The sequence below is a fragment of the Xanthomonas arboricola genome (genome assembly GCF_002940665.1).
Taxonomy (GTDB): domain Bacteria; phylum Pseudomonadota; class Gammaproteobacteria; order Xanthomonadales; family Xanthomonadaceae; genus Xanthomonas; species Xanthomonas arboricola_B.
This window is the reverse complement of sequence record NZ_MIGY01000001.1, coordinates 1193601-1217046: the sequence shown is the minus strand read 5'-3', so window position 1 is coordinate 1217046 and position 23446 is coordinate 1193601. Positions and strand designations below refer to the sequence as shown.

The window sequence follows — 23446 nt, the reverse complement described above, 5'->3', positions numbered from 1 at the left end:
GGAATGGGCTAACCATTAGTTCTGTTGCCCAAGCCCCCTGCTGTGAATCCCGATGCCCGAATCCCCATTCCACGCCGCTGCCGCTGCTGCCACTCCCCAATCCCCACTCCCGAATCCCCGCCCTATGAGAATCGTATTCGCCGGTACGCCGGATTTTGCCGTCGCCTCGTTGCGCGCAGCTGCACAGCGGCATGAAGTGGTGGCGGTCTACACCCAGCCGGATCGGCCTGCCGGCCGTGGCCGTGGGTTGACGCCGTCGCCGGTCAAGCTGGAGGCGATCGCGCGCGGCATCCCGGTCTTGCAGCCGCAGACGCTGCGCTCGCCCGAGGCCCTGGCCACGCTGCGCGCGCTCGATGCCGATCTGATGGTGGTAGTGGCCTACGGCCTGATCCTGCCCAAGGCGGTGCTGGCCGCGCCGACCCATGGCTGCTGGAACGTGCATGCCTCGTTGTTGCCGCGCTGGCGTGGCGCTGCGCCGATCCAGCGCGCGATCGAGGCCGGTGATACCGAAACCGGCGTCTGCCTCATGCAGATGGACGCCGGGCTGGATACCGGCCCGGTGCTGCTGTCGCAGCGGCTGGCCATCGGCGAGCAGGAAACCGGCGGGCAGCTGCACGACCGCCTGGCCGCGCTGGGCGCGCAGGTGCTGGCCGATGGCCTGGGCCTGCTGCGTGCGGGCATCCGTCCGGTGGCGCAACCGCAGCCGGCAGAGGGCGTGACCTATGCGCACAAGCTGGACAAGACGCAGGCGCGGCTGGACTGGACCCAATCGGCGCAGGAACTGGCGCGGCGCGTACGCGCGTTCAATCCATGGCCGGTGGCCGAGGCGATCCTGGCCGGCGAGCGCGTGCGCCTGCATGGCGCGGTGGCGCTGGAGCTGGCGCATCAGCAGGCACCGGGCTCCCTGCTCGCTGCCGGCAAGCAGGGCATCGACATTGCCTGCGGGCAGGGGGCGCTGCGGGTGCGCGTGCTGCAGCGCGAGGGCGGCAAGGCGATCACCGCTGCCGACTACCTCAATGCGCGCCGCGACCTGCCGGCGCTGCGCTGATGCCGGCAGAGACCGCAACTGCCGGCGTCGGCTCGCGCCTGGCCGCGGCCCGGGTGCTGACGGCAGTGTTCGACCAGGGCCGCTCGCTCAAGGCCGAACTGGCCGCGACCTTGCCCGGCCTTGACGATCCACGCGACCGCGCGCTGGTGGAGGCGATCTGCTTTGCAGTGCTGCGCCGCCGCCCGGCCTATGACGTGGCATTGCGGCAGTGGCTGGAACGTCCGTTGCCGCCGCGCGATGCCGAACTCAAAGCGCTGCTGATGGCCGGCTTCGCCCAGCTCGACGTGCTGCAGCTGCCCGCCCATGCGGCCCTGTCCGCCACGGTGGACGCGTGCCGCGCGCTGGGCCGGCCGCGCCAGGCCGGCATGGTCAACGCGATCCTGCGGCGCGCCCAGCGCGAGGGATTTCCGGCGGTGTCCGCCGATGCGGGCTGGCCGTCCTGGCTGCGCAAGCAGCTGCGTGCCGACTGGGGCGACCAGGCCGAGACCATCTTCGTGGCAAGCGCGCAGATGGCGCCGATGTGGCTGCGCGTGCAGCGCTCGCGGATTGACCCGGCCGGCTATGTCGCGCGGCTGGCAGCGCTGGGCATCGGCGCGGACACGGATGCGGTGTTGCCGGATGCGGTGCGTCTGCACGGCGCGGTGCCGGTGAGCCAGTTGCCGGGCTTTGCCGACGGCGATGTCTCGGTGCAGGACGGCTCTGCGCAGCAGGTTTCCGATGCGCTGGCGCTGGCGCCATCTGCACGCGTGCTCGATGCCTGCGCAGCCCCCGGTGGCAAGGCCGCGCATCTGCTGGAACGTCATCCTGGCCTGCAGCTCACCGCGCTGGATGTGGATGCGCGCCGGCTGGAGCGGGTGCAGCAGACCTTGCAGCGCACCGTGCCGGGTGCGCAGGTGACCTTGCATGCGGCTGACGCGGCCGATACCGCCGCATGGTGGGACGGCCAGCCGTTCGATGCGGTGCTGCTGGATGCGCCATGTTCGGCCACCGGCGTGGTGCGCCGGCAGCCCGACGTGCTGCTGCATCGCCGTGCCGACGATATCGACGCCTTGTGTGCGTTGCAGGCGCGTCTGCTCGATGCCACCTGGCGCACGCTGCGGCCGGGCGGGCAGCTGCTCTACACCACCTGTTCCCTGCTTGCACGCGAGAACCAGGCGCAGGTGCAGGCATTCCTGCAACGCACCGCCGATGCGCAGGCGCAGCCGCTGGGTGCGCAGTTCGGTCATGCGGCCGGTGCCGGACGGCAGCGTTTCCCCGGCGAGCAGCACTGCGACGGTTTTTTCTACGCGCTTTTGCTAAAAGCGTCCTGACCGCGCGCCGCCCCCGGCGCTCCACCTGTGCACCCATTGCGGCCCGTCATGCTCAAGACTCGTGCTTCCAAGGATTTCTGGCTGCTGGCCATCACGGCCGTTCTGGTGATCGGTGCCGGCCTGGGACTGCGCGACCCCTGGCCGTCGGACGAGCCACGGTTTGCACTGGTTGCCAAGCAGATGGTGATGAGCGGCGACTGGCTGTTCCCGCATCGCGGCAACGAGCTGTACTCGGACAAGCCGCCGATGCTGATGTGGCTGCAGGCGCTGTTCTACACGCTGCTGGGCAACTGGCGGGTGGCGTTCCTGCTGCCGTCGCTGCTGGCGGCGCTGGGCACGCTGGCCTGCGTGTACGACCTGGGGCGGCGGCTGTGGACCCGACGCGTGGGCGCGTATGCGGCGTGGATGCTGCTGTTCACGCTGCACTTCACCTTTCAAGCCAAGAAGGCGCAGATCGATCCGCTGGTGGTGTTCTGGATCACCCTGGCCAATTACGGATTGCTGCGTCATCTACTGCTGGGGCCGGCCTGGCGCTGGTGGACGCTGGGCTGGTTCGCCGCCGGGCTGGGCGTGATCACCAAGGGGGTCGGCATCATCGCCCTGCTGATGCTGATCCCGGCCGGCATTGCGGCGGCGCGCGGCTGGCCGGGCGTGCGCGTGCATGTGCGCGATCGGCGTTTCTGGCTGGGGCCGCTGTTCTTCTTCGTCGCGATCCTGCTGTGGTTCGTGCCGATGATGGTGACTGCGCTGACCGCCGGCCAGCCCGAATACCGGGTCTATCTCAACGACATCCTGCTGCGCCAGACCGCCAAGCGTTATGCCAATTCCTGGGATCACGCGCAGCCGGTCTGGTACCACTTCAAGGGTATGGCCACGATGTGGCTGCCGACCATCCTGGTGCTGCCCTGGGCGATCCCGGCCTGGTGGCGCCGGCTCAAGCGACGCGATGCGCGCTATCTGTTGCCGCTGGCCTGGTGGCTGCTGGTGCTGGTGTTCTTCACCATTCCCAGCGGCAAGCGCGATGTGTACATCCTGCCGGCGCTGCCGATGTTCTGCCTGGCGCTGGCGCCGCTGGCGGCAGGCCTGCTGCGCCGGGCCGGGGTGCAGCGGCTGCTGTTCGGATTCGTGCTGCTGCTGACGGTGGCCTTTGCTGCCGGCGGCGCGGCGATGCTGATCGGGCACCCGGGGTTCGAGCAGAAGATCATGGACAGCCGCGGGGTCGGCAGCGAGGCCACCGACCCGCTCGGCTGGCTGTTGCTGGCGGTCGGTGCGTGGGGCGTGGCCAGTCTGTTGCTGCTGCGGGTGCGCCGTTCCGCGCTTGCCGCCGCATCGCTGCTGGGCGCGTGGTGGGTGGCGTTCGGTCTGGTCTGCTCTCCGATCTTCAACGAGTCCAGCTCGGCGGGCGCGGTGATGCGCGAGGCCGGGCGTCGGATCGGACCGGACGCGCAGCTCGGGCTGGTGGCCTGGAAGGAGCAGAACCTGCTGATGGCCGACCGCCCCGCGCAGACCTTCGGCTTCAAGGTGCCGTGGGAACAACAGCTGCAGCGTGCGGTGGCCTGGCAGGCGGAACGTCCGCACCAACGGTGGCTGATGGCGCAGGAGACCGCGCTGCTGGCCTGTGTGGACCGCAGCCGCAGCCAGATGGTGGGAGTGGCCAACCGCCGTCGCTGGTGGCTGGTGCCGGCCGATGCCGTGCATGGCAGCTGCGTGGCGAGCTCCGAGCAGCGGGCGGTGGAAGCGCAGGAGCAGGGCAACCTGGACACCGAATGAGCCGGCGCAGCGCAGGTGTCTGCCGCGATCGGCGGCCCGTCAATGCCGCCGCCGGCCGCTGTCTAGCATGGATTCATGCGGGGCATCGTTAGCTTGGCCGGCGTCGCTGACGCGTGTCGCCCGATTTCGCCCCCATTGGCCACCGATGTCTGAATGAATTCCTTGCCCACCCAGCCCGCTTCGCTTTCCTCGTCGGCCCCCATCGCGTCACCGGCGGGCATGGGCATTGCCGAACTGGGCGTGTTCGCGTTGACCGCACTGGTGGTCAGCATGCCGAGCGGGTTGCTGCCCTTCGGGCTGTGCCTGTTGCTTGGCTCGCTGGTGGGTTGGCGCAGCCTGCGCGCAGGCGTCGCCGCGCGCCGTGGGTCGCTGCGCGCGTTGGGGTGGTTGACGGCGGTGGTGATCGCGATGTCGCTGTTGTCGGTGGCCTTGTTCGAACACGGGCTGCGCGATGTCGACAACCGCTCGCGCTTTCTGGTGCTGCCGTGGGCGGCGGTGTGGGCGTACGCACTGCAGCCGCGGCAGGTCTGGCTATGGCGTGGCGCGCTGGCGGGCGTGTTCGCGGCAATGTTGATCGCCATGCTGCAGGTGATGAACGGTGCCGACCGCGCGGAAGGCTGGACCAATGCGATCGTATTTGCCGATATCGCGCTGATGCTGCTGGTGGTGGCGGTGTTCTGCCGTCCGCTCGGCAACGTGCGCTGGCTGGTGGGCGCGGCCATCGCCACGGTGGTGGTGATCGTGCTCAGCGGCAGTCGCGGGGTGTGGTTGTCGTTGCTGATGACCTTGGGCGTGCTGATCTGGGGCGCGCCCTGGCAGAGTGCACGCATGCGCTTGCTGACCTTCGTCGGCAGTGCGGTGCTGGCGGTGGGCGTGGTGCTCAGCGTGCCGGCATTGACCGAGCAGATGCGCCTGGGCGAGTTGCAGAGCGACCTGCAGCGCTATGAGGTCGGCGACAGCGACTCGTCCGCCGGTGCCCGTATCGAGCGCCTGCATGTGGCCTGGGACACCTTGCGCGCGCATCCGCTCACCGGCATCGGCGTCGGGCGCTTCGACGATGCGATGCGCGAGCTGCCGGTGTGCGCCGGCGACACCTGGCTGCTGCGCTGTCATCTGGGCCATGCGCACAACGATCTGGCCGAGTGGGGCGCCACCCAGGGTGTTCCGGGCCTGTTGCTGTTGTTTGCGGTGTACGGGGTGCCGTTGTGGATCTTCGTGCGGCTGCATCGCCGCAGCGGCCAGCGCCAGTTCCGCGGACCGGCAGCGGCCGGTGTGATGATCGTGGCCAGCTATGCACTGTGCGGACTGACCCAGTCGATGTTTGCGCACCAGGTGTCGGCCAGCTTCTACACGGCGCTGGTCGGTGTGCTGGTGGGCCTGGCGGCGCGCCAGGCGCAGGAGGCCTCGGCGCGAGTGGCCGACAGGGTCTAGCGAGCGGTCCGGCAGCGGGTTGCGGGCTTTGCGCCCACCACCGGGATGGATGTTGCGACCGCCGGCTCCGCGTGTGTCTTGCGCCAACGTAGCGGCGAGCGCAGCGGTGTTGTCGGCCGCTCTCAGTCGACGCGCCGATCGTCCGCACGCGGCGGGTCCTGCACCGGTTGGTTGTGCTGCAGCAGCCACAGCATGATGGTCTTCTGGCGCACGTAGTTGGCGCGGACGTAGGCGTAGATCAACCCGTGCCAGCCATCGCGAAACCCGCCGCGCAGCAGATAGCCGCGCCAGAAGCGCCAGGCCGGCGCCAGCACCAGCTTGCTCCAGGTCGCACGCTTGCCGCGCGCGTGCTCGTGCTCGGCCATCATCTGCGCGTAGCGCTGGGTTTTGGCCAGTTGCTGCGCCAGCGAGCGGTACGGGTAATGGATCAGATCGCCGGCCAGGGTCACCACTGCACCGTCGACACTGGCCGCCTCGTGGATCTCGCGCTTGCCGCGCCAGCCGCCGCGGCGTCGATCGAACAAGCGCAGCACCCGATCCGGATAGGCGTTGCCATGGCGCAGGAACCGGCCGAAATAATCCGACAGCCGTGCGAAGCGATAGCCGGCCGCATCGGCAAAGCCGCCATCGCGCGCGGCAACGATCGACGCCCGCAAGGCATCGCTGACGCGTTCGTCGGCATCCAGGCACAGCACCCAGTCGTGGCTGGCCTGCGCAACGCAGAACGCCTTCTGGCTGCGATAGCCATCGAAGGCGCGCTGCAGGACGCGCGCGCCCTGTGCGGTGGCCAGCGTCACGGTGGCGTCGGTGGAGCCGGAGTCCACCACCACGATCTCGTCGCAGAACGCCAGCGAGCGCAGGCAGTCGCGTAGGCGATCGGCCTCGTTGAACGCGATAATGCAGGCGCTGATGCGCGGCCGTTCGTCGGGTGCGGTCGAAGAGGACATGTGATGGCTCAATACCTGCTGTTCGCAACGGAGCGTTACGCGTTGCCTATTCTGGCGCCATTGGCGCAGGCATTACAGGCCCGCGGCCATGCGGTGTCGGCGTGGTTCGAGGGCGGTGCGCGCGGACTGGCGTTGCCGGACGTGCGCGAGGTCGGCCTGCGCGAGGCGCTGGCGTTGCGCCCGCGTGCGGTGTTCAGTGCGGCCAACTGGGTGCCACCGTTCATTGCGGGTGCCAAGGTGCAGTTGTTCCATGGTTTCAATGTGCAAAAGCGCGAAGACAACCGTGGGCACTTCCGCGTGCGCGGGCTGTTCGATCTGTATTGCACGCAGGGCCCGGCCACCACGGCGCCGTTTCGCGCACTCGCCGAGCGCGAAGGGCATTTTGCGGTGGTCGAAACCGGCTGGCCCAAGCTCGACCCGGTGTTCCGCGACGATGGCGGCCGCAGCGCTGCACTGCGCGCGCCCGCCAACGGACGCCCGGTGATCCTGTTCGGCTCCACGTTTACCGAGCGCCTGAGCGCTGCGCCCGCGCTCTACGACGAGATCGCCGCCGATATCGCGCGCGGTGCGCATTACTGGCTGTTGACGCTGCATCCGAAGTGCGCGCCGGAACTGTTCGATCGCTATCGCGCGTTGGCCGGGCCGCATGCACGCTTTGTCGAACCCGAACAGGTCATGGCCGCGCAGCGTGCGGCCGATGTGCTGGTGTCGGACACCTCGTCGATCGTGTCCGAGTTCGTGGTGCAGCACAAACCGGTGGTGACCTTCCGCAACCGCGTGCCGCAGCCGCATATGCTGGACTTCCAGCAGCCCGGGCAATTGCCGCAGCAGCTGGCGCGCGCGCTGGCGCCGGATGCGGCGCTGCGCAATGCGCTCGCCAGGTATGCCGATGCGATCCACCCGTATCGCGACGGGCAGTCCTCGGAGCGGGTGATGGCAGCGACCGAGGACTTCATCGCCGGCAAGCTGGGTCCACTGCGGCGCAAGCCGCTGGGCGCAGTGTGGCGAGGCCTGCAGATCCGCCGCGAACTCGGATACTGGGGCCCGGCGCAACGTTGATCGCCGCTAGTCGCCCGTTGACGAGATACCGCCGCCAATCAGCGGTTGATCCAATCCCCAATCCCCCAATCCCGAGTCCCGATTCCCGATTCACCAACGCAGCTTGCGCCGCGCCAACGCGGCACCCAACTGGGCCTGCAGCACCTGCGCCTGCGCCAATGGCACAAAGCGCAGGCGCAACCCCGGGCCGGTCGCGCTGGCGCCGGCAGTGTCCAGCCACAACGTCGCGGTGCCGGACAGACGGTCCAGCGGCGAGCGTTGCAGTTGCAGCGCCTGCAGCTTGTCCAGCTCGGCCAGCCGCCACCAGCGTTTCCACCAGCCGCCGCGTACGGCGACAAACCGCGCATCCACCGCGTAGCCCATGCGATGCACCTGGCGATGCGCCTTGAACGCACTCCACGGCAACCACAGCAGCAACCACGCTGCCTGGTTGCCGAATTGCCAGGCCAGGCCGATCACCAGCGGCAGCAGCAACAACAGCGTGGGCAGACTCAATCGCCACCAGCAATGCGTGGCGATCGCCTGCCACTGTGCCGGCGGCCAGGCAATCCCCGGCAGCAGGCGCTGCAACAAGGCATCGCAGCGCTGCGGCTCGGCAATCGGCGCAAGCTCCTTCAACGCGCTGCCTTCGCTGTCGGCGGTGCCGGCCACTGCGGTCTCCACCCGCAACTGGCGACGGCCGAACAGGCGATGCAGGCGGCTTTCGTACAGCGTCCACGACTGGATGCGCCGCAGCGCCACGCTGCTGCGGATCCGCGTCAGCAGGCCGCGCTCCACGGTGAGGCGGCGCTCGGATTGGCTGAGATGAAAGCCGTGGTACTGCGCCAGCGCCAGCGCCACCGACAGCGCACGCATCGCGACCAATACGGCCAAGGCGCCGAGCACCACCAATGCGGCGGTGACCGCCGCCCCCGGATGGATCTGGCTGACGTAGCGGTACGCCAGCTCGCCGTTGTGCTCGACGAAGTTGGACACCGTGCGGCGCGGAATCATCTGGTAGATCACGCCGAAGCTGGCCGCCACCACCACCATGCCGCGATTGGAGATCAGCCCCAGCCGGATCACTTCGGCCGGCGGCAAACGCAGGAGGGTGGTGCTGTCGTTGAGGATCTGCGGCGTGCTGGCATCGGCGTCATGCGTGCGGCGACGGATCAGGTCTTCCAGCGCCAATGCCTGGTCCAGCCGCAGCACGCGCATTTCCGCTTCGGGCTTGTGGCCGCCGGCCGATTCCAGGCGCACCTCGGCCACGCCGGCCAGCCGGTGCAGCAGCGATTGATGCACCACCACGTTGTGGATGCGCGCGAACGGAATATCGCGTCGGCTGCGTTCCAGCAGCCCGCTGCGGATCGCCACGCCATCGGTGCCGATGCGGTAGCGGTAGGTGAAATAGCGCAGTACCGAGATCGCCACCAGCACCGCCATCACCACGCCGGTGGCGATGTGGTCGGCCGAGTCGCGGCTGCCATCGCGGCTGCCGAACAGCACCAAGGCCGCCAGCGGAATCAGGAACTGGCGGATCTGCTGCAACAACACGAACACCCACGACAGCGGATGCAGGCGCTGCTCGTCCTGGCCGGGATGTTCGATGGCGCTCACAGCGCGTCGTCGTCGTGATCGAGCTGGCGGGCGAGGCGGTCGCGCAGGCGTTCGGCATCGCCCTGATCCAGGCCGGACAAGGCCACCGCGTTGAGCCGGCTGCCTGCGGTATGCACCACCAGCGTGGTCAGCCGGGTGGCGCGTTCGATCGGGCCGCGGCGCAGGTCCACGTGCTGCACGCGCGAAATCGGAATGCGCGTGTCGCTCTGCCACAGATGCCCGCGTTGCAGCGCCAGGCCGTGCTGGTCGAGTTTCCAGTGAGTGAGCCGATGCCGCTTGACCGCGAACCACGCACCCAGCAGCGCGGCCACCACGGTCACGCCCAGCACCACCGGCCAGTCATGCCAGGCGTGCAGCACGGTGACGGTCACGCCGGCTGCGATCAGGCCGGCACATCCGCCGCCCAGCGCGCCGTTGACGCCGGCCACATACGCCCCGCGCTGCGGCAGCGGTTGCCACTGCGTGTGGTCCACGGCCGGAACTTCTGCCGGCGCGGCAGCGACGATGACCTCGGGGTGCGGCGGTGGAGCGTCGTGCACAAGGCTGGCCTGCAGGAGCGGTGCGCAAGCATAGCCGGGCGCCGAGCGCGGGCGCATCCGGCGCAGGCGGCGCTTATTGCGCGGCCAGAATCAGCGCGTCCACATCCAGCGCATGCCCGGCGCGCGCGGCCTTGGTGCGCAGGTACTGCTCGTTCTCCGGGGTGATGTCGCCGGTCACCGGGATGCGGTCTTCGACCGCGATGCCGGCCGCGCGCAGGCGTTCGGCCTTGGCGGGGTTGTTGGTCAGCAGCCGGATCCGGCCGATGCCAAGACCACGCAGCATCGCCACCGCACTGCCGTAGCGGCGCTCGTCCGGGCCGAAGCCCAGTTGCGCGTCGGCATCGATGGTGTCCAGGCCGGCATGCTGGTAGCCGTACGCGCGCATCTTGGCGGCGATGCCGGTGCCGCGGCCTTCCTGGTCCAGATACAGCAGCACGCCGCCGCCGAGCTCCTTCAGCTTGGCCAGGCCATGCCGCAGCTGGTCGCCGCAATCGCATTTGAGCGAGCCGAACAGATCGCCGGTCAGGCAGGAGGAATGCACCCGCACCGGCACTGCCGCCGACAGGTCGGGCTGGCCGACCACGATCGCCACTTGGTCGCGCTGTGCCACTCCGCCGCGAAACACCACGAACTCGCTCATCCCCAGCCCGCGCAACGGCACCGGCGTGCGGGTGACCAGCTCGTAGCCGGCCGCGGCGGATTTGGCGCAGCCGCTGCCCAGATCGTCCAGTGTCAGCGACTGGCAACCGGCAAAGGCGGCGTGGTCATCCGCATCGTGCAGCTCCACGGCCAGCATCGCCGGCAGCAGCAGCCCCAGCCGCGCGATTTCCACCGCGCCTGCGTCCAGCGCATCGCCCGCGGTCCACTGCGTCGGTACCGGGGTATCGCGCAGGTAGGCCAGGGCAGCGAGCTGGTCGTAGTCGTGTTCGACCAGCGCCACGCGTGCGCCCTGCGGCGCGCTCAAGCCCAGCACCTGGGCGCGGGTCGGGGTGACGAACAGATAGTGCCGCCCCTGCGCCGCACGCGCGAAGGCCGCGTACGACTGCGCGGTGCTGCTGTCCAGCGCCAGCACCGCGCGTGCCTGCCCGTTGGCCGCCGTCAGCAGCACCGGGCGGCCGGCGCGCAGTTCGGAGGCGGCGCGCTCGCAACGGATCGCCGCCGGATCACCGAAGGCCTGTGCGCTGGGGGAGGGGACGGGGCTGCTCATGCACGACTCCAGATGGGGACTGCCAGGGCCGCTTCAAGGCGGACGCTGCCGCGGCCGTTGCCTGCCGCGCGCGGCCATTGTCGCGTGGTTCGCAATTGCCGGTCGCCACGGCCGGGTGGAACGCTGCATCCAGCGCCCGCAATTGGAGTTGCGCGGCGGGCGCGGATGGGTTGCAGGCCGGCTGCGTTGTTCATCGCCCGGCAATGCCTTTTAATCCCAAGACCCTCTGCCCGCATCGGACCCCATGTCTCTCATCGATTGCAGCGAAGACCGCCACGCCAGCGCCATCCTGGAGATCTTCAACGACGCCATCGCCAACTCGACCGCGTTGTACGACTACAGGCCGCGGCCACCGGAGAGCATGGTCGGCTGGTTTGCGACCAAGCGTGCGGGCGGGTTTCCGGTGATCGGGGTGGAAGCTGCCGACGGTAGCCTGATGGGGTTCGCCAGCTACGGCACCTTCCGCGCCTGGCCGGCGTTCAAGTACAGCGTGGAGCATTCGATCTACGTGCACCGCGACCATCGCGGCAAGGGGCTTGGACGCCTGCTGTTGCAGGGCGTGATCGCGGCGGCGGAACAGCGCGGCGTGCATGTGCTGGTCGGCGGTATCGATGCCAGCAATCAGGCCAGCATCGCCCTGCACGAACAGTTCGGCTTCACCCATGCCGGCACCGTGCGCGAGGCCGGTTTCAAGTTCGGCCGTTGGCTGGACCTGGCGTTTTATCAGCGCATCCTCGCCACGCCGGCCGATCCGCACGACGATTGAGCCGCTGCCGCTGCCGCGCTATGCGCAGGCGGATCCGTCTTCAGCCAGCCGGCGTCAGTGCGGATGCCGCTCGGTCGCATACGGATTGGGCTCGCCGCTGCCCGGTGGGCGCAGCGTGTAGCGTTTGTAGGTCCATTGGTATTGCGCCGGGTCGCGCCGGGCGATCTGTTCGATGCCTGCGTTGAGCGCGCTGGCGGCGCGCACCGGGTCGGCGTCGGCCACTGCCGGGTCGGCCGGCTGCACATGCAACGCAAATTGCAGGTCGCCACCGGCACGTTCGCACCAGCCATACAGCACGATCGCGCCGGTGCGCTCGGCAAGTCGGTTGACCAGGGTCATGGTCAAGGCGGGGATGCCGAAAAATGGCGCAAACACGCCATCGCCCATTTTCGGCTGCTGGTCGGGCAGGATGCCGACCGCGCCACCGTCCTTGAGCACCTTGAACAACTGACGCACGGCCGGGCCTTCGGCACGCACTTGACGCACGTTGTCGCCGCCGCGTGCCAGTTGCAGGAAACCGTCCACCGCGTCCGATTCCGGCGCGCGATACACGATGGCGATTGGCCCGCGTTCGGACAGCCACTGGTTGAGCAGCTCCCAGTTGCCGAAGTGCGGTGCGGCCACGATCACGCCGCGCCCGGAGGCCAGCGCGGCGTCGTAGAGCGCCTGGCCATTGCGTTGCAGCCGCGCCAGGTTCTCGGCCGGTGGGCGGGTCCAGGTGCGCAGCACTTCCAGCGTCTGCCGCGCGGTCGAACGCAGCACCTGCGCATGCAGCTGCGCGCGCCGGCCGGCATCCAGTTCCGGGTACGCCAATTCCAGGTTGCGGCGTGCCACGCGGGCTTCGCGCGCATTGAGCTTGCGCCAGCTCCAGGCCAGCGCGTCGGCCACACGTTTGAGCAGCGGCCACGGCAGGCGGCCCACGGTGGCGGCAATGGTGTAGAGCAGGCGAGCGCGAACATCGGGTTTCATCCGCGCAATTCTAAACAGCGCGGCCGGCCAAGACCCGCGCGTGACAGTGCGAACAGCGCTGGGCATGCTGCGCGGCACAGTTTGCTGCCTGAGAGTGCCCATGCTTGCGCTGATCCAACGTGTCACCCGCGCCGCAGTCACGGTCGATGCGCAGACCGTCGGGCAGATCGGTCCCGGGCTGCTGGCCCTGGTCGGGGTCGAGCCCGGCGACACCGATGCGCAGATCCGGCGCCTGGCCGAGCGCCTGCTTAGCTACCGCGTGTTCGCCGACGACGCCGGCAAGATGAACCGCTCACTCACCGACACCGGCGGCGGCCTGCTGCTGGTCAGCCAGTTCACCCTGGCCGCGGACACCAGTTCCGGCAATCGCCCCGGCTTCAGCACCGCGGCGCCGCCGTTGGAGGCTGAACGGGCGTTCAATCAATTGGTGGCGATCTGCCGCGAAAAACATCTGGGCGGGGTGGAAACCGGGCGCTTTGGTGCCCATATGGTTGTCGACCTGGTCAACGATGGCCCGGTGACCTTCCTTCTCAGACCCTAGATATCACGTCTACCAGCGGTCCTGTCTTGAATCCGGCAGACCGGGCTTCACGCTGGTATAATGCTAGGTTCTCTTTCCAATCTCAAAGCCGGTGGCGCGAGCACTCATGGCCAACGAACGTCCTGCCCAGCAATCCGACATCAAGCTACTGATCAGCAAGGGCCTGGAACAGGGCTATCTGACCTACGCCGAAGTCAATGACCACCTGCCCGACGACCTGGTCGACCCGGAGCAGATCGAAGACATCATCAGCATGATCAACGGCATGGGCATCGATGTCCATGAAGTTGCGCCCGATGCTGAAACCCTGTTGCTCAACGATGGCAACACCGGCAACCGCGAGGTTGACGACACCGCAGCCGAAGAAGCTGCCGCCGCGCTGACCGCGCTCGACACCGAAGGCGGCCGCACCACCGACCCGGTGCGCATGTACATGCGTGAAATGGGCACGGTCGAGCTGCTGACCCGCGAAGGCGAAATCGCCATCGCCAAGCGTATCGAAGAGGGCCTGAGCCAGGTCCAGGCAGCACTGGGCGTGTTCCCGCTGTCGACCGAAATGCTGCTGGCCGATTACGAAGCGCACAAGGAAGGCAAGAAGCGTCTGGCCGAGATCGTGGTTGGCTTCAACGACCTGATCGAAGAAGCCGATGCCGCCGCTGCCGCGCTGGCCGCCGCCGGTCCCGTCGCCGTCGACGAGGATGCGGCCGATGAAGACGACGACGAAGACGGCGATGACGACGCTGCCGAAGAGGAGGCCGGCCCGACCGGTCCTGACCCGGTGGAAGTGGCCACGCGCATGGAGAACCTGGCCAACGAATACGCCAAGTTCAAGAAGGTGTATGCCAAGAACGGCGCCGAGCACAAGCTGGTGGTCAAGGCGCGCGAGGACATGGCCGCCATCTTCACCACGCTCAAGCTGCCGCTGCCGCTGACCGATGCACTGGTCACCCAGCTGCGTGGCGTGGTCAATGGCATCAAGGATCACGAGCGCAAGGTGCTGCACCTGGCCACCACCGTGGCGCGCATGCCGCGCAAGGATTTCATCCGCTCCTGGGAAGGCAACCAGACCAACCTGGAATGGGTGGAAGACGCACTCAAGCGTAAGCAGAAGTGGTCGTCGGCGCTGCGCGATGTCAAGGACCAGATTGTCTCCGAGCAGCAGGGCTCGATCGAGATGGAGAAGGCCAACTACCTGACCCTGGGCGAGATCAAGGAAATCAGCCGCGCGATGGCCTATGGCGAAGCCAAGGCACGCAAGGCCAAGAAGGAAATGGTCGAGGCCAACCTGCGCCTGGTCATCTCCATCGCCAAGAAGTACACCAACCGCGGCCTGCAGTTCCTCGACCTGATCCAGGAAGGCAACATCGGCCTGATGAAGGCCGTGGACAAGTTCGAATACCGTCGCGGTTACAAGTTCTCCACGTATGCAACCTGGTGGATCCGTCAGGCCATCACCCGTTCGATCGCCGATCAGGCGCGCACCATCCGTATTCCGGTGCACATGATCGAAACGATCAACAAGTTGAACCGCATTTCCCGTCAGATGCTCCAGCAGTTCGGCCGCGAGGCCACGCCGGAGGAGCTGGCCAAGGAAATGGACATGCCCGAGGACAAGATCCGCAAGGTGATGAAGATCGCCAAGGAGCCGATCTCGATGGAAACCCCGATCGGCGACGACGAGGATTCGCATCTGGGCGACTTCATCGAGGACACCAACGTGGAGTCCCCGATCGACAACACCACCAACATCAACCTCTCCGAGACGGTGCGGGACGTGTTGGCAGGGCTGACCCCGCGCGAGGCCAAGGTGCTGCGGATGCGCTTCGGTATCGACATGAATACCGATCACACCCTGGAAGAAGTCGGCAAGCAGTTCGACGTCACCCGCGAGCGGATTCGTCAGATAGAGGCCAAGGCGTTGCGCAAGCTGCGTCACCCGAGCCGTTCGGAACAGCTGCGCTCGTTCCTGGACATCGACTGATCCGGTAGCCGTCTCGGTGCAGTGATCACGCAACAGCCCCGCACATGCGGGGCTGTTGCATTGTGGGGCATGCCGCGGGCTATGCTTGGCCGGGTGGACGTCGCCGGAACACGGATGCGCCGGGGATGGCGCAGGCGACATTCACGCCTTGGCGACGAAGCCGGACAGCGGCGCAACATGCGGCCGAGGTTTCTTGCTGGCTCACGTGACGTTCTAGCCGTGGCTTCTAAGTTGATGGACGAATGGAACGAGGCCGTCGTATGAGCAGGCAAAGCCGCTTTGAAACCACCACGTACCGCGAGCACGAGATTCGCGTACGCACCGAACAGGCATCCCCGGGCGCCAGGTGGACGCTGTGGGTCGATGTGTATGCGCTGGGCGGCAAACGCCAGCCACGCATCGGTGGCCGGGAACCGGGCTGGGAGACCTACCAGGAAGCCATCGCGCAGGGATTCCGCGCAGGCCGGCAGTTGGTCGATGCGCAGCTTGAGATGGCTTAGCAGCCGGGATTGGGGAGTGGGGATTCGGGATTGCTGAGGTGCTGATTGCTGATTGCTGAGGTACTTGTAGCTCCGGATCTTGCACCGCAAATGGTGCGCAAAGCGCACTGATCGCATACAAATTTAGAAGCCCGGCTCGCGCCGGGCTTTTTTATGTGGGCATGTACGGGCACGGGTGGGTGCGGGCGCTTCTCCTCATTGGTGCCTGACGTCAGCAGACAGCGACGCGCGCGGGCAGGTAAACTTTCGCCTCAGCTGGACGGTCCGACATGCCCCGCATCTCGCCACCCACCCCGCCGGGCCTATAGCTCAACGGTTAGAGCAGAGGACTCATAATCCTTTGGTTGAAGGTTCGAATCCTTCTGGGCCCACCATAAAATCAAGGGCTTAGCTCCTGCCAAGCGCCCTGAGTTGAGGCAACCGGGAAAATTGCCGGGAAAATTAGCTGCGCTTTGGCGGTTTTACCACCGGCAGCGCATGGTCATAACGGCCTGTCGTTGCTGGTGTCACGTGCCCTGCAGCGTCTTGTTTGTCGCCCCGGTTACCCACTGTATCGGTAATGCCGCGATGCTTTAGGCCATGCAACGAGAAGCGCTCCTGCTTCGAAATGATCCCGTCTTTCATTGCGAGCGTGATGAATCGCTGCCAGGCGCTATCAAGCGATGACTTAGCCATCGGATTACCGGTCTGTTCAACAAGTAGGCGCCGATCCTCAGCCTTGATCGGGACTGCAAAATTTCGACCGTTTTTGGCCCATATGGCTGTTCGTCGTACTACGAGGAAATCCCACGCTTCGATCATCTCTGGATCCCACTCGGTAAGCGTGTCGCGTGATCCCTTGCGTCGTTGAGCATGGATGCCCGTTGGCTGCTTATGTGTGTCGTTGAGTGTGCACACCTCGATGCCGCGTAAGCGCGCGCTATACGCGAGCACCATGACTGGCGCGAGATAGCTCGGGCAGCTGCCTTTTGTATGCGGCGGAAGGGAGCCGCGCTCTCTTGCGAAGGTCAGCACCTTGTCGAACGCGGCCGGCGTTGGCATCCGGTGTTTCTTTGCTTCGCGTGCTTGCCTCACGCCGATGGCTGGGTTCGATCTGCATAGGCCCACGCGCACGCCCCACGCGAGTGTGCGACGTAAATAGCGGTGAAGGTGATTTGCCTTACTCGGCGTCGCTGGAAGCGCGGGTTGGTAACGGTTGGCTGGCCGCCCCATCGCGAAGACTTCCACGAGTCGTTGGACCACGGGGGTGGTGATTCGATCCACCTGCACCGAGCCCAACTTTGATCCGTCTTTGCGGAGATAGCTGGCAATGGAGTCGGCATAACGCCGGTAGTCATCTTGCGTGTCGGTTGCCAGTTCCTTGAACTCCAACGACTCGTGAAAGCGATCGAAGAGATAGCGCAACGTGCCGCGCGTGCCCCTACCTGCACGTTCCTCAACGATTCCATGCAATTCCGATAGACGAGCTCCAGCGTACGCCACGGTTTGCTTTCGTGTGGCCCCGCCTTCGGGATGCGGCTCGACGACGTACCACCGGCCATCCTCCCAATACAGGCCGCGCGGGAGCGCGGCCTGGTCAATGTGTGCCGGTATGAGTGGATTGAATTTGCGCTTGCGGCCTCGTGCCATTACATCAGCTCCTGTTCTGTATCCATCTCGGTGTCGTTGTCTTGCTGCAACCCAAGGGCGGCATTGAGCGCATCTAGCGTTGTCCAGATCCCACCTCGACCGTCGTACTTGTAACGGATGCCCTGATCGTTGGCCCAACGCACCACGGTAGCTGCACGAGGGGAGGGGCCAACTGGCGCGCATAGGCGCCGCAGATCCTCAAATGTCAGTACACCTCCGCTCATGCATCTTGCTCCTTGGTCCACTCCCGCCTGTGCCGCCATTGCTCGCGCATTTCCTCCACGAGCAAGTCAGCCGCGGCGTAGCCGCGCTGGGCCGCGATGCGGAGCCGGAGCTCTCGCACCTTGGCTGCATCCACGTAGCCCTGCCGAAGCCAGTGGCGCGCCTCGCAAGCCCTGCGAAACCCTTCCATATTCGCGCCCTCGATCATCGCTGGCGCGTGCCAGTGAAGCGCAGACCGAGCTGCACGACGTTTGGGGCGCAGTGACGTGGCTGGCGTGGTGCGCGGATCCGATGCGCTCGGCGCCATTCGATCATGGCCAGCTCGTAGCTGGGATGCTTGTGCGTGCGCCCACACACGCACTCGATGAAGTGCCCGCCGCCCGCCTCGGGGCGGCGGGCATCGAGCATATGGCGAGCCAGGTGGCCGTTCTTGCAGGGCGGCAGAGGACTATCGTGGTCGACCTGACGTTGCGTCACGGTACCTCCAGGCGCAGCACGCGCTCGGCGTCCCGGAGATGCTGCACGGTGTCGGAGTCGATCCGGTCCAGCGCCTGGGCAATGGTGTAGTCCATCTCGGCCAGCCAATCGGCACGATTCAGCACCAGAGCGGCGGTCAGCGCCTCCCCGGTGGACAAGGTGCCAGGCTCTCCCATACGCGCGGCAGCGCGGGCAATTTCGATCGTGCGCTGCAGGTTCATGGCTGCGTCCTCCATGCGGCACCGAGCTGGGCGCGGGCTTCTGCGACACGCATGAGACGCAAGCCCCAGCGTACCGACCACGTATGCGCCTGCTGTTCGTCGCAGGTCAGGATCAGCTGCCCGAAAGGTTCCAGCCGATCAGCTCGGAACGTGAACAACAAATCGTCTAGTTCGATGACCTCCTGCAGGCCGAGTTGCTGACACAGCACCTCGGCGTTGAGCGATTTGCAGCTGCCCTGCGGGCCGAGAAGGATGACGGACTCAGCCATGAGCAGCCTCCCGCCGCACAGCCATGCGGGTGCGGCGACGCAGGCGCTGCGGCACCTGTCCAACAGCTAGGCCGGTCTGCGTGAGGCGTGGACGGCGCGAGGCCCACAGCTTGTAGACCAGCGCGCCGCCGGCGGCCGGCGCCAGGATCATCGCCAAAGCGAGCAACTCAACCATGCGCCACCTCCTGCGCGGCCTGGGCCACAGCGGCGGCGGCAGCGGCAGTCGGCCGGCGCGGCAGCATGTTGGCCAGGTCGAAGGGGAAGTCCAGGCCGTCCATGAACTCGGCCAACTCTGTGCTGATCCGGTCTTCCGCCGTTGTCCATAGGCGGGGGCCGTCGATGAGTTTCCAGCCAGTGCCTGTGCCGCGACGCCGCTCCCAGGACTGACGCTCCTGGCGAAGTGGTCCCATGTCCAGGGTGGCAGTGACCACAACCGCACCATGCGTGACGTGCATGGTGATGGTCGCCGAGCAGTCACCCATGCCGCGATCGTAGGCGACGACGGCCGGCGTGCTAGCCTCCGCGCCAGGTCCGGTGCTCAAAACCAACGGACGTGCTGCCGTGGCTGGACGTGTTCCAGTGTGCTGTTGCATATCGACTCTCCTGAGTTGCGTTGGTGGAGGGCCTTGGGGCGGTGTGACAGCACCGCCCCAAGGCCCGCTGTTGCGGGGTTAGATCAGGTCGGCGCCGGATGGCGGGATGCTGGGATCAGGCTCACGCAGACGCTGCGCGCCATTGAGCACATCAAGTAGTTCGTGGCGGATGTACTCGGCCACTGCTGCCGGTCCGTCGTGATTGATGCCTGCCTCGATCGCGACATCATTGGTCAGCGCCGCGAGCAACGCGGCCGCGTGGTACGCGCGCCAGAGGCGGTATTGCTCCTCTTCGTTGATCGAGAAATCGGCGTCCGCCGGCAGCTGTACGTTCCGGTCAGCAGCGTCCATCAAGCCACCTCCAATGTGGGCATGCGATCGATTACCCATTCCTGCAGCGCGGCGGCCTCGGCTTCCGGCATCACAACGTGCAACGAGCCAATGGCCAGGCCAGTGCCGTCATTGACCAGGAACAACTCGGAAGCCTTTTCGATCGCGCTGCAGGCGAACATGACCGGTGGGCGATCATGCAGGCTGTCGGCGTACAGTTCGGCCAGGACGTCGGTCGCCCGGATCTGCAGGAGCAGGTAGACGCCGGGAGCGACGCGCAGCGCTTTATGCAGGTCGCGGCGGCTCACTGGCGCACCTCTGCCAGGTCGGCATTGGTGCTGGAAATGGCGGCCTCGACATCGGCCAACGTCAGCGCCTCGGGCGCCTTGCCCATAGCCTGCAGCTTCGCCTGCAGGGCGAGCCAGGCGGTGTGGTTCCAATCGAGGGTGTCGGCGATCAGGCCGAAGTAATGGGCGATCTGACGCGCGGCATTAGCCGGCGCTTCTTGAGCGTCGTAGGACATGCGGAACTCCGTGCTTTGACAGAAATCCGCCGCCCCGACGCCAATCGGGGTGGCGGACGGTGCGGGTTGGCGTACCGGATACACGGAACCGGCGGGCCTTGCGGCCCCCACGCACCGCCCGCCATAGAACTGGCAGGCACGCGCCCGAGCGTACGCCGGGCGAGAAAAAAGCGCCGAGCATCGATCGATGGGCGCTGTTGCGCCGTGTAAGTACGGGACGCCAATCCCGGTCGCCGATTTTGCGGCGACGCGGTAATGGTTGCTCCGCTCCTGGGCAGATGTCAACGAAAATTTCTCAAAATTTCCCACATGTGCGAGTGCGCTCATTTGGAAAACACCCAGCACTTCACGGTGGTGCCGACGCCGGTCAGATCGTCCTTGAGGACGGCGCTGTTGACCGCCACGTTCGCGCCGATGAACTTGTGCCGGCGCGAGTCGCCGAGCAGCGCACGTAGCACCTTTAGATCGGGCACGGACTGACTGAACTGCGCGGCCCGCGCAGCGAAGTGATTGAGGTTGATCGCAATGCGCTGCGCGTCGCGGCTGTGGTTGACCACAGCTTTGCCGTGTCCGGTGGCTTCGAGGTATTCGTAGACCTCCCAGAACTCGTTGACCATCGCGTGGTCCGCACTAATCGCCTTCTGCCGTTCCAGGGCCATTTCCAACAGCGCGAGCCGTGTCTGCTCGACCATGTCGTCAGGGATGGTGATGACCAGGCGCAGGCAGTCGAACAGCGCCAGCATCTGAGCGTGGTTCTTGATGACGCGTTCCAGGCGCAGATCCTGCTGCGCGCGCAGCTTGGCCTCGAAGACCTTTACGCGTTCGGCGAACAGATCGAGGATGGCGCGTTCCTGGCGGATGGCACGCACAAGGAAATGGCTGACTTCTTCGACCTGCAGCGCGTTGAGGTTGTCGGCCGCGATGCGGCTTTCGGTGGTGACCTGCGGTCGTTTGAAGTGCAGCTTCACGATGCGCGTGAGGATCGCCTCGCTGGCGTCCACCGCGGCGTTCTGGGTGATCACGATCGTGCCGCGAAACGGCGGCTCGTAGGTCTCGTTGCCGCCGTTGCGCACGCCACGGGTTGCCAGGGTGCCGCCGCCGAAAAAGTCTTTCAGCTCATCCCACTCGAACGTCTTGGAGTGCGCTTTGTCAGGCTCGCTGCGGTCGGCCTCCAGCAGGACGACGGGCATGCCGGACACCTGGCCCATGGCGCGCGCACGGCCGGCCTTGGACGACTTGGCCGGGTCGAAGCCCTCGTAGTCCGAGCGGCCCAGCAGCTTCCACAGGAACGTCAGCAGCGTGGTCTTGCCGGCACCGGCCTCACCAGTGGCTTCAAGGAACGGAAAGCTCTTGTGCCCGGCACGGATCTGCTCCGCGAACAACGAGCCAAACCAGAACGTCATGGCGACCATGCCGTGCGTGCCGAAGCACTGCCATAGCCACGGCAGCCAGTCCACACGGAATGCCTCGGCGTCGCGCTGAATCTCCAACCGGATGGACTTCTGCGTGGTCTTCAAGCGCAGCTTGTCGAACTCGAAGTAGTCCTCTTCGTTGGCCGTCACCAGCTCACCGTCGCGCACGGCCATATCGCCGAGCAGATAGGCGCGGTGTTCCTTGCTGTAGCCCACGAAGTCGATGGCGTCGACCTTCTTGATGGCCTCGGTCTGCTCCTCGATCAGGCGGTCCAACTGGTGGCCGGTACCGGTGAACATCGCGCCGGCCGCCAGAGAGATAAGGCGCTTTTTGAATTCGGACGCGCTGGAGACATGGCCACCGGTAAAGGTGCCCTTTACGCTGGGCTCGTCGTGCGGGAAATCGACGCGGAAGTAGTACCAGCTCTCGTCCGTGACCTCCTGCCGCTGGAAGTACAGCGCCTCCGGGTAGCAGTTGGCGATCTTCTGCACCGAACAGGCGGCGCGCTTGATCTTCCTCAGATCCTCGGCAGCAACCTCGTCGCCGTCGTCGGCATCGATGTCGCCCAGCTTCTCCTTGCGCAGCTTGTCGAAGCGCTGCGTGTCGAAATCGAACCAGTACAGGCGGGAGCGATATTCCAGCCAGAAGTCGTTGCGGCCGTCGTGCTCGAACATCAATAGACCTTTGTCCACCGCCGTACGGGCCACGAGCAGGTCGCCCTGGTAGCGAGCTTCCTTGACGTCGTTATCCCATTGCTTGGGATCGTCGGACGCGATCGCGCGCAGATGCAGGTCGTTCCAGTCGGTCTTCTTGCCGTCGCGCTGCAGGATCTGCACGGCCCGCGAGTCGAAGCCCAGCGCCGCTGCGCGCTTGATGTGCTTGTGCGTGTAGGCACGGGCGCCTGGCTCGTTGTCCAGTGCCCACACGAGCGTCGGAAGATCGGCCATGCGTGCCTTCGCCAGCTCGCGCAGCGATTCTTCCGGAAAAGCGTTGGAGGACATGGCCGACACTGCACACACGCCGTGCTGCAGGAGCGCGATCGCATCGAAGATGCCCTCGACGATCCACACCTCGCGCGCCGTCTGCATCGCTGTCAGCGATGCAGGCGCCGCCCACCACACCCCCGCATAGCTCTGGCCTGGCGCAAAGCGCGCCTTCTGCTTGCCAAAGCGATGCGGACGATCAATCAGGCGCTCCCACCAGCCGCCCTTGACCAGCGCAAAGCGCACAGTCGCAGTGCCCGCGCTGATCTTGCGATCGTAGTGGCTGTCCTGGGTGTAGAGGCCCTTCAGCGGTGCCAGGTCAAAGCCACGCGAGAACTGCAGGTATGCATCGGCCGCAGCGTTGGGAGCCGCAGCCGTTGGCTGGAAGCGCTTGGACCAGTCGTCGAACAGGTCGTCGTAGAGATCCTTGACGTGCAGCTCGCGCCCGCACTTGGATTGGCGGCCGCACTTCACCACCCAAGGCTTGAGATGGTTGGTGTAAAGCTCTTTCTTGCCGCACGACGGGCACTTGCCGCCGCGCATGTACTCGGTACCACTACGGTGCTTGAGTCCGTAATCCCGTTCCAGCCGGGACAGCACCTGTTGCCGCAGATCCTCTTGCATCGAACTTCCTTAGACGCCGAGCGAGCGCCGAGGCGCGAGCGGAGCTGTGGCGTTGTCGATCACGACGTAAGCGCCGCCGGCCCGGCGGTGCGCGTCAACGGCAGCAGCGAGCAGTCGTGCTTCTTCGTGCTTGGCGTGCGGTGCTATGCGCTGCGGGACATTGCTGGCCGCATCTACGAATCGCGGCTCCTGTGCGGTGAACCAGCTATTGGCGTGCATCACGAGCCGACCTCAATGTTTGCGTGTTGGAGATGGAACAAAGCCGCCGCGGCGTCGGTCAGCGCGACAAGTCGCTCATCGAAGGCGTCAGAGGTGGCAAGGCCTTCGCGCATGAGCGCCGCAACTAGAACTGCGCCGAAGCGCTGACTTGTCTCCGGCGCAGCAGTGCGGCCGATGTAGCCGTGCTCGGTCTTCAACAAGCCGCCGTGGATGAGCGCAACTTCCAGGCAAAGCTTCGCCGTGGGCGGCAATGCCGCCCAATCAATGGTCTTTCGCATT

At 66.4% G+C, this 23446-nt stretch carries 27 protein-coding genes, 1 tRNA gene and 1 pseudogene; 10 read left to right on the top strand and 19 right to left on the bottom strand.

The window, feature by feature from the left end:
* Positions 1–124 precede the first annotated feature (124 nt).
* The 4 genes from fmt to XarjCFBP7645_RS05340 all read left to right on the top strand — a co-directional run bounded on the left by fmt (position 125) and on the right by XarjCFBP7645_RS05340 (position 5559).
* Positions 125–1048 carry a methionyl-tRNA formyltransferase gene (gene fmt / locus XarjCFBP7645_RS05355; protein WP_104536462.1) on the top strand — a complete coding sequence of 308 codons (924 nt, stop codon included), beginning with the start codon at positions 125–127 and terminating at the stop codon, positions 1046–1048.
* Positions 1048–2358, top strand: coding sequence for a 16S rRNA (cytosine(967)-C(5))-methyltransferase RsmB (gene rsmB, locus XarjCFBP7645_RS05350; RefSeq protein WP_104536461.1), 1311 nt, complete (start codon positions 1048–1050; stop codon positions 2356–2358). Before fmt ends, rsmB begins: the two co-directional genes overlap by 1 nt.
* 48 nt (positions 2359–2406) lie before the next feature.
* Positions 2407–4128, top strand: coding sequence for an ArnT family glycosyltransferase (locus XarjCFBP7645_RS05345; protein ID WP_104536460.1), 1722 nt, complete (start codon positions 2407–2409; stop codon positions 4126–4128).
* 153 nt (positions 4129–4281) lie between these two features.
* Positions 4282–5559, top strand: coding sequence for an O-antigen ligase family protein (locus tag XarjCFBP7645_RS05340; protein WP_104536459.1), 1278 nt, complete (start codon positions 4282–4284; stop codon positions 5557–5559).
* A gap of 122 nt (positions 5560–5681) precedes the next feature.
* Here XarjCFBP7645_RS05340 and XarjCFBP7645_RS05335 read toward each other — a convergent pair whose 3' ends face one another.
* Positions 5682–6506 (bottom strand): glycosyltransferase family 2 protein, encoded by an 825-nt coding sequence (locus tag XarjCFBP7645_RS05335; protein WP_104536458.1) that lies wholly within the window; start codon positions 6504–6506, stop codon positions 5682–5684.
* On the opposite strand from XarjCFBP7645_RS05335, the gene XarjCFBP7645_RS05330 reads away from it, so the two are divergent.
* The gene (locus XarjCFBP7645_RS05330; protein WP_104536457.1) at positions 6507–7565 is read left to right on the top strand and encodes a CDP-glycerol glycerophosphotransferase family protein; all 1059 of its coding nucleotides are present in this window, start codon (positions 6507–6509) and stop codon (positions 7563–7565) included. It begins immediately after the preceding gene.
* A gap of 90 nt (positions 7566–7655) precedes the next feature.
* On the opposite strand, the gene XarjCFBP7645_RS05325 is transcribed toward XarjCFBP7645_RS05330, so the two are convergent.
* The 3 genes from XarjCFBP7645_RS05325 to ribA all read right to left on the bottom strand — a co-directional run bounded on the left by XarjCFBP7645_RS05325 (position 7656) and on the right by ribA (position 10907).
* Positions 7656–9161, bottom strand: a complete 1506-nt coding sequence (locus XarjCFBP7645_RS05325; RefSeq protein ID WP_104536456.1) for a PH domain-containing protein — start codon at positions 9159–9161, stop codon at positions 7656–7658.
* Positions 9158–9634 (bottom strand): PH domain-containing protein, encoded by a 477-nt coding sequence (locus XarjCFBP7645_RS05320; protein WP_039529659.1) that lies wholly within the window; start codon positions 9632–9634, stop codon positions 9158–9160. Before XarjCFBP7645_RS05320 ends, XarjCFBP7645_RS05325 begins: the two co-directional genes overlap by 4 nt.
* Positions 9635–9773: 139 nt before the next feature.
* Positions 9774–10907, bottom strand: a complete 1134-nt coding sequence (gene ribA, locus XarjCFBP7645_RS05315) for a GTP cyclohydrolase II RibA (protein WP_104536455.1) — start codon at positions 10905–10907, stop codon at positions 9774–9776.
* 244 nt (positions 10908–11151) lie between these two features.
* Between ribA and XarjCFBP7645_RS05310 the strand changes: the two genes are divergently transcribed.
* The gene (locus XarjCFBP7645_RS05310; protein WP_104536454.1) at positions 11152–11673 is read left to right on the top strand and encodes a GNAT family N-acetyltransferase; all 522 of its coding nucleotides are present in this window, start codon (positions 11152–11154) and stop codon (positions 11671–11673) included.
* Positions 11674–11727: 54 nt separating this feature from the next.
* Here the strand turns inward: XarjCFBP7645_RS05310 and XarjCFBP7645_RS05305 are convergent, their stop codons facing one another.
* Positions 11728–12744 (bottom strand): lauroyl acyltransferase, encoded by a 1017-nt coding sequence (locus XarjCFBP7645_RS05305; protein WP_181126181.1) that lies wholly within the window; start codon positions 12742–12744, stop codon positions 11728–11730.
* On the opposite strand from XarjCFBP7645_RS05305, the gene dtd reads away from it, so the two are divergent.
* The 4 genes and pseudogenes from dtd to XarjCFBP7645_RS05285 all read left to right on the top strand — a co-directional run bounded on the left by dtd (position 12743) and on the right by XarjCFBP7645_RS05285 (position 16038).
* The gene (gene dtd, locus XarjCFBP7645_RS05300) at positions 12743–13183 is read left to right on the top strand and encodes a D-aminoacyl-tRNA deacylase (protein ID WP_104536452.1); all 441 of its coding nucleotides are present in this window, start codon (positions 12743–12745) and stop codon (positions 13181–13183) included. The two genes, XarjCFBP7645_RS05305 and dtd, sit on opposite strands and share 2 nt — an antisense overlap.
* Before the next feature lie 106 nt (positions 13184–13289).
* On the top strand, positions 13290–15164 hold the full coding sequence (gene rpoD / locus XarjCFBP7645_RS05295; RefSeq protein WP_104536451.1) for an RNA polymerase sigma factor RpoD: 1875 nt from the start codon (positions 13290–13292) through the stop codon (positions 15162–15164).
* Between the two features lie 177 nt (positions 15165–15341).
* Positions 15342–15664: pseudogene (locus XarjCFBP7645_RS05290) on the top strand (DUF6566 family protein).
* Positions 15665–15962: 298 nt separating this feature from the next.
* A tRNA-Ile gene (locus XarjCFBP7645_RS05285) sits at positions 15963–16038 on the top strand.
* A gap of 67 nt (positions 16039–16105) precedes the next feature.
* Here XarjCFBP7645_RS05285 and XarjCFBP7645_RS05280 read toward each other — a convergent pair.
* The 14 genes from XarjCFBP7645_RS05280 to XarjCFBP7645_RS05215 all read right to left on the bottom strand — a co-directional run bounded on the left by XarjCFBP7645_RS05280 (position 16106) and on the right by XarjCFBP7645_RS05215 (position 23445).
* Positions 16106–17293, bottom strand: coding sequence for a site-specific integrase (locus XarjCFBP7645_RS05280; RefSeq protein WP_047129478.1), 1188 nt, complete (start codon positions 17291–17293; stop codon positions 16106–16108).
* Positions 17293–17517: a hypothetical protein gene (locus tag XarjCFBP7645_RS05275; RefSeq protein WP_047127460.1), complete on the bottom strand. Its 225-nt coding sequence runs from the start codon at positions 17515–17517 to the stop codon at positions 17293–17295. Before XarjCFBP7645_RS05275 ends, XarjCFBP7645_RS05280 begins: the two co-directional genes overlap by 1 nt.
* Positions 17514–17723: a DUF7696 family protein gene (locus XarjCFBP7645_RS21870; RefSeq protein ID WP_039408465.1), complete on the bottom strand. Its 210-nt coding sequence runs from the start codon at positions 17721–17723 to the stop codon at positions 17514–17516. The genes XarjCFBP7645_RS05275 and XarjCFBP7645_RS21870 overlap by 4 nt, the downstream gene beginning before the upstream one ends.
* Positions 17720–17992, bottom strand: coding sequence for a hypothetical protein (locus XarjCFBP7645_RS05265; RefSeq protein WP_039408463.1), 273 nt, complete (start codon positions 17990–17992; stop codon positions 17720–17722). The genes XarjCFBP7645_RS21870 and XarjCFBP7645_RS05265 overlap by 4 nt, the downstream gene beginning before the upstream one ends.
* On the bottom strand, positions 17989–18213 hold the full coding sequence (locus XarjCFBP7645_RS21625; protein ID WP_047126755.1) for a hypothetical protein: 225 nt from the start codon (positions 18211–18213) through the stop codon (positions 17989–17991). Before XarjCFBP7645_RS21625 ends, XarjCFBP7645_RS05265 begins: the two co-directional genes overlap by 4 nt.
* Positions 18210–18482 carry a hypothetical protein gene (locus XarjCFBP7645_RS05255; protein WP_039408458.1) on the bottom strand — a complete coding sequence of 91 codons (273 nt, stop codon included), beginning with the start codon at positions 18480–18482 and terminating at the stop codon, positions 18210–18212. The genes XarjCFBP7645_RS21625 and XarjCFBP7645_RS05255 overlap by 4 nt, the downstream gene beginning before the upstream one ends.
* Positions 18475–18657, bottom strand: a complete 183-nt coding sequence (locus tag XarjCFBP7645_RS05250; protein ID WP_039408452.1) for a hypothetical protein — start codon at positions 18655–18657, stop codon at positions 18475–18477. Before XarjCFBP7645_RS05250 ends, XarjCFBP7645_RS05255 begins: the two co-directional genes overlap by 8 nt.
* On the bottom strand, positions 18650–19075 hold the full coding sequence (locus XarjCFBP7645_RS05245; RefSeq protein ID WP_039408449.1) for a hypothetical protein: 426 nt from the start codon (positions 19073–19075) through the stop codon (positions 18650–18652). The genes XarjCFBP7645_RS05250 and XarjCFBP7645_RS05245 overlap by 8 nt, the downstream gene beginning before the upstream one ends.
* A gap of 78 nt (positions 19076–19153) precedes the next feature.
* Positions 19154–19426 (bottom strand): hypothetical protein, encoded by a 273-nt coding sequence (locus tag XarjCFBP7645_RS05240; protein ID WP_039408445.1) that lies wholly within the window; start codon positions 19424–19426, stop codon positions 19154–19156.
* On the bottom strand, positions 19426–19713 hold the full coding sequence (locus XarjCFBP7645_RS05235) for a hypothetical protein (RefSeq protein WP_039408442.1): 288 nt from the start codon (positions 19711–19713) through the stop codon (positions 19426–19428). Before XarjCFBP7645_RS05235 ends, XarjCFBP7645_RS05240 begins: the two co-directional genes overlap by 1 nt.
* Positions 19710–19928, bottom strand: a complete 219-nt coding sequence (locus tag XarjCFBP7645_RS05230; protein ID WP_039408439.1) for a hypothetical protein — start codon at positions 19926–19928, stop codon at positions 19710–19712. Before XarjCFBP7645_RS05230 ends, XarjCFBP7645_RS05235 begins: the two co-directional genes overlap by 4 nt.
* Positions 19929–20251: 323 nt before the next feature.
* Positions 20252–22948 carry a toprim domain-containing protein gene (locus tag XarjCFBP7645_RS05225; RefSeq protein ID WP_047127459.1) on the bottom strand — a complete coding sequence of 899 codons (2697 nt, stop codon included), beginning with the start codon at positions 22946–22948 and terminating at the stop codon, positions 20252–20254.
* 9 nt (positions 22949–22957) lie between these two features.
* Complete coding sequence (locus XarjCFBP7645_RS22075; RefSeq protein WP_039408433.1) at positions 22958–23170, bottom strand: hypothetical protein; 213 nt, start codon at positions 23168–23170, stop codon at positions 22958–22960.
* Positions 23167–23445, bottom strand: coding sequence for a hypothetical protein (locus tag XarjCFBP7645_RS05215; protein WP_039408428.1), 279 nt, complete (start codon positions 23443–23445; stop codon positions 23167–23169). The genes XarjCFBP7645_RS22075 and XarjCFBP7645_RS05215 overlap by 4 nt, the downstream gene beginning before the upstream one ends.
* Position 23446: the final 1 nt, after the last annotated feature.

Bases quoted from the DNA above. Each gene is read 5' to 3' on its own strand.
- fmt (WP_104536462.1), top strand. From the start codon at position 125: ATGAGAATCGTATTCGCCGGTACGCCGGATTTTGCCGTCGCCTCGTTG.
- rsmB (WP_104536461.1), top strand. From the start codon at position 1,048: ATGCCGGCAGAGACCGCAACTGCCGGCGTCGGCTCGCGCCTGGCCGCG.
- XarjCFBP7645_RS05345 (WP_104536460.1), top strand. From the start codon at position 2,407: ATGCTCAAGACTCGTGCTTCCAAGGATTTCTGGCTGCTGGCCATCACG.
- XarjCFBP7645_RS05340 (WP_104536459.1), top strand. From the start codon at position 4,282: ATGAATTCCTTGCCCACCCAGCCCGCTTCGCTTTCCTCGTCGGCCCCC.
- XarjCFBP7645_RS05335 (WP_104536458.1), bottom strand. From the start codon at position 6,506: ATGTCCTCTTCGACCGCACCCGACGAACGGCCGCGCATCAGCGCCTGC.
- ribA (WP_104536455.1), bottom strand. From the start codon at position 10,907: ATGAGCAGCCCCGTCCCCTCCCCCAGCGCACAGGCCTTCGGTGATCCG.
- XarjCFBP7645_RS05310 (WP_104536454.1), top strand. From the start codon at position 11,152: ATGTCTCTCATCGATTGCAGCGAAGACCGCCACGCCAGCGCCATCCTG.
- dtd (WP_104536452.1), top strand. From the start codon at position 12,743: ATGCTTGCGCTGATCCAACGTGTCACCCGCGCCGCAGTCACGGTCGAT.
- XarjCFBP7645_RS05305 (WP_181126181.1), bottom strand. From the start codon at position 12,744: ATGGGCACTCTCAGGCAGCAAACTGTGCCGCGCAGCATGCCCAGCGCT.
- rpoD (WP_104536451.1), top strand. From the start codon at position 13,290: ATGGCCAACGAACGTCCTGCCCAGCAATCCGACATCAAGCTACTGATC.
- XarjCFBP7645_RS05280 (WP_047129478.1), bottom strand. From the start codon at position 17,293: ATGGCACGAGGCCGCAAGCGCAAATTCAATCCACTCATACCGGCACAC.
- XarjCFBP7645_RS05275 (WP_047127460.1), bottom strand. From the start codon at position 17,517: ATGAGCGGAGGTGTACTGACATTTGAGGATCTGCGGCGCCTATGCGCG.
- XarjCFBP7645_RS21870 (WP_039408465.1), bottom strand. From the start codon at position 17,723: ATGATCGAGGGCGCGAATATGGAAGGGTTTCGCAGGGCTTGCGAGGCG.
- XarjCFBP7645_RS21625 (WP_047126755.1), bottom strand. From the start codon at position 18,213: ATGAACCTGCAGCGCACGATCGAAATTGCCCGCGCTGCCGCGCGTATG.
- XarjCFBP7645_RS05255 (WP_039408458.1), bottom strand. From the start codon at position 18,482: ATGGCTGAGTCCGTCATCCTTCTCGGCCCGCAGGGCAGCTGCAAATCG.
- XarjCFBP7645_RS05250 (WP_039408452.1), bottom strand. From the start codon at position 18,657: ATGGTTGAGTTGCTCGCTTTGGCGATGATCCTGGCGCCGGCCGCCGGC.
- XarjCFBP7645_RS05245 (WP_039408449.1), bottom strand. From the start codon at position 19,075: ATGCAACAGCACACTGGAACACGTCCAGCCACGGCAGCACGTCCGTTG.
- XarjCFBP7645_RS05240 (WP_039408445.1), bottom strand. From the start codon at position 19,426: ATGGACGCTGCTGACCGGAACGTACAGCTGCCGGCGGACGCCGATTTC.
- XarjCFBP7645_RS05230 (WP_039408439.1), bottom strand. From the start codon at position 19,928: ATGTCCTACGACGCTCAAGAAGCGCCGGCTAATGCCGCGCGTCAGATC.
- XarjCFBP7645_RS05225 (WP_047127459.1), bottom strand. From the start codon at position 22,948: ATGCAAGAGGATCTGCGGCAACAGGTGCTGTCCCGGCTGGAACGGGAT.
- XarjCFBP7645_RS05215 (WP_039408428.1), bottom strand. From the start codon at position 23,445: ATGCGAAAGACCATTGATTGGGCGGCATTGCCGCCCACGGCGAAGCTT.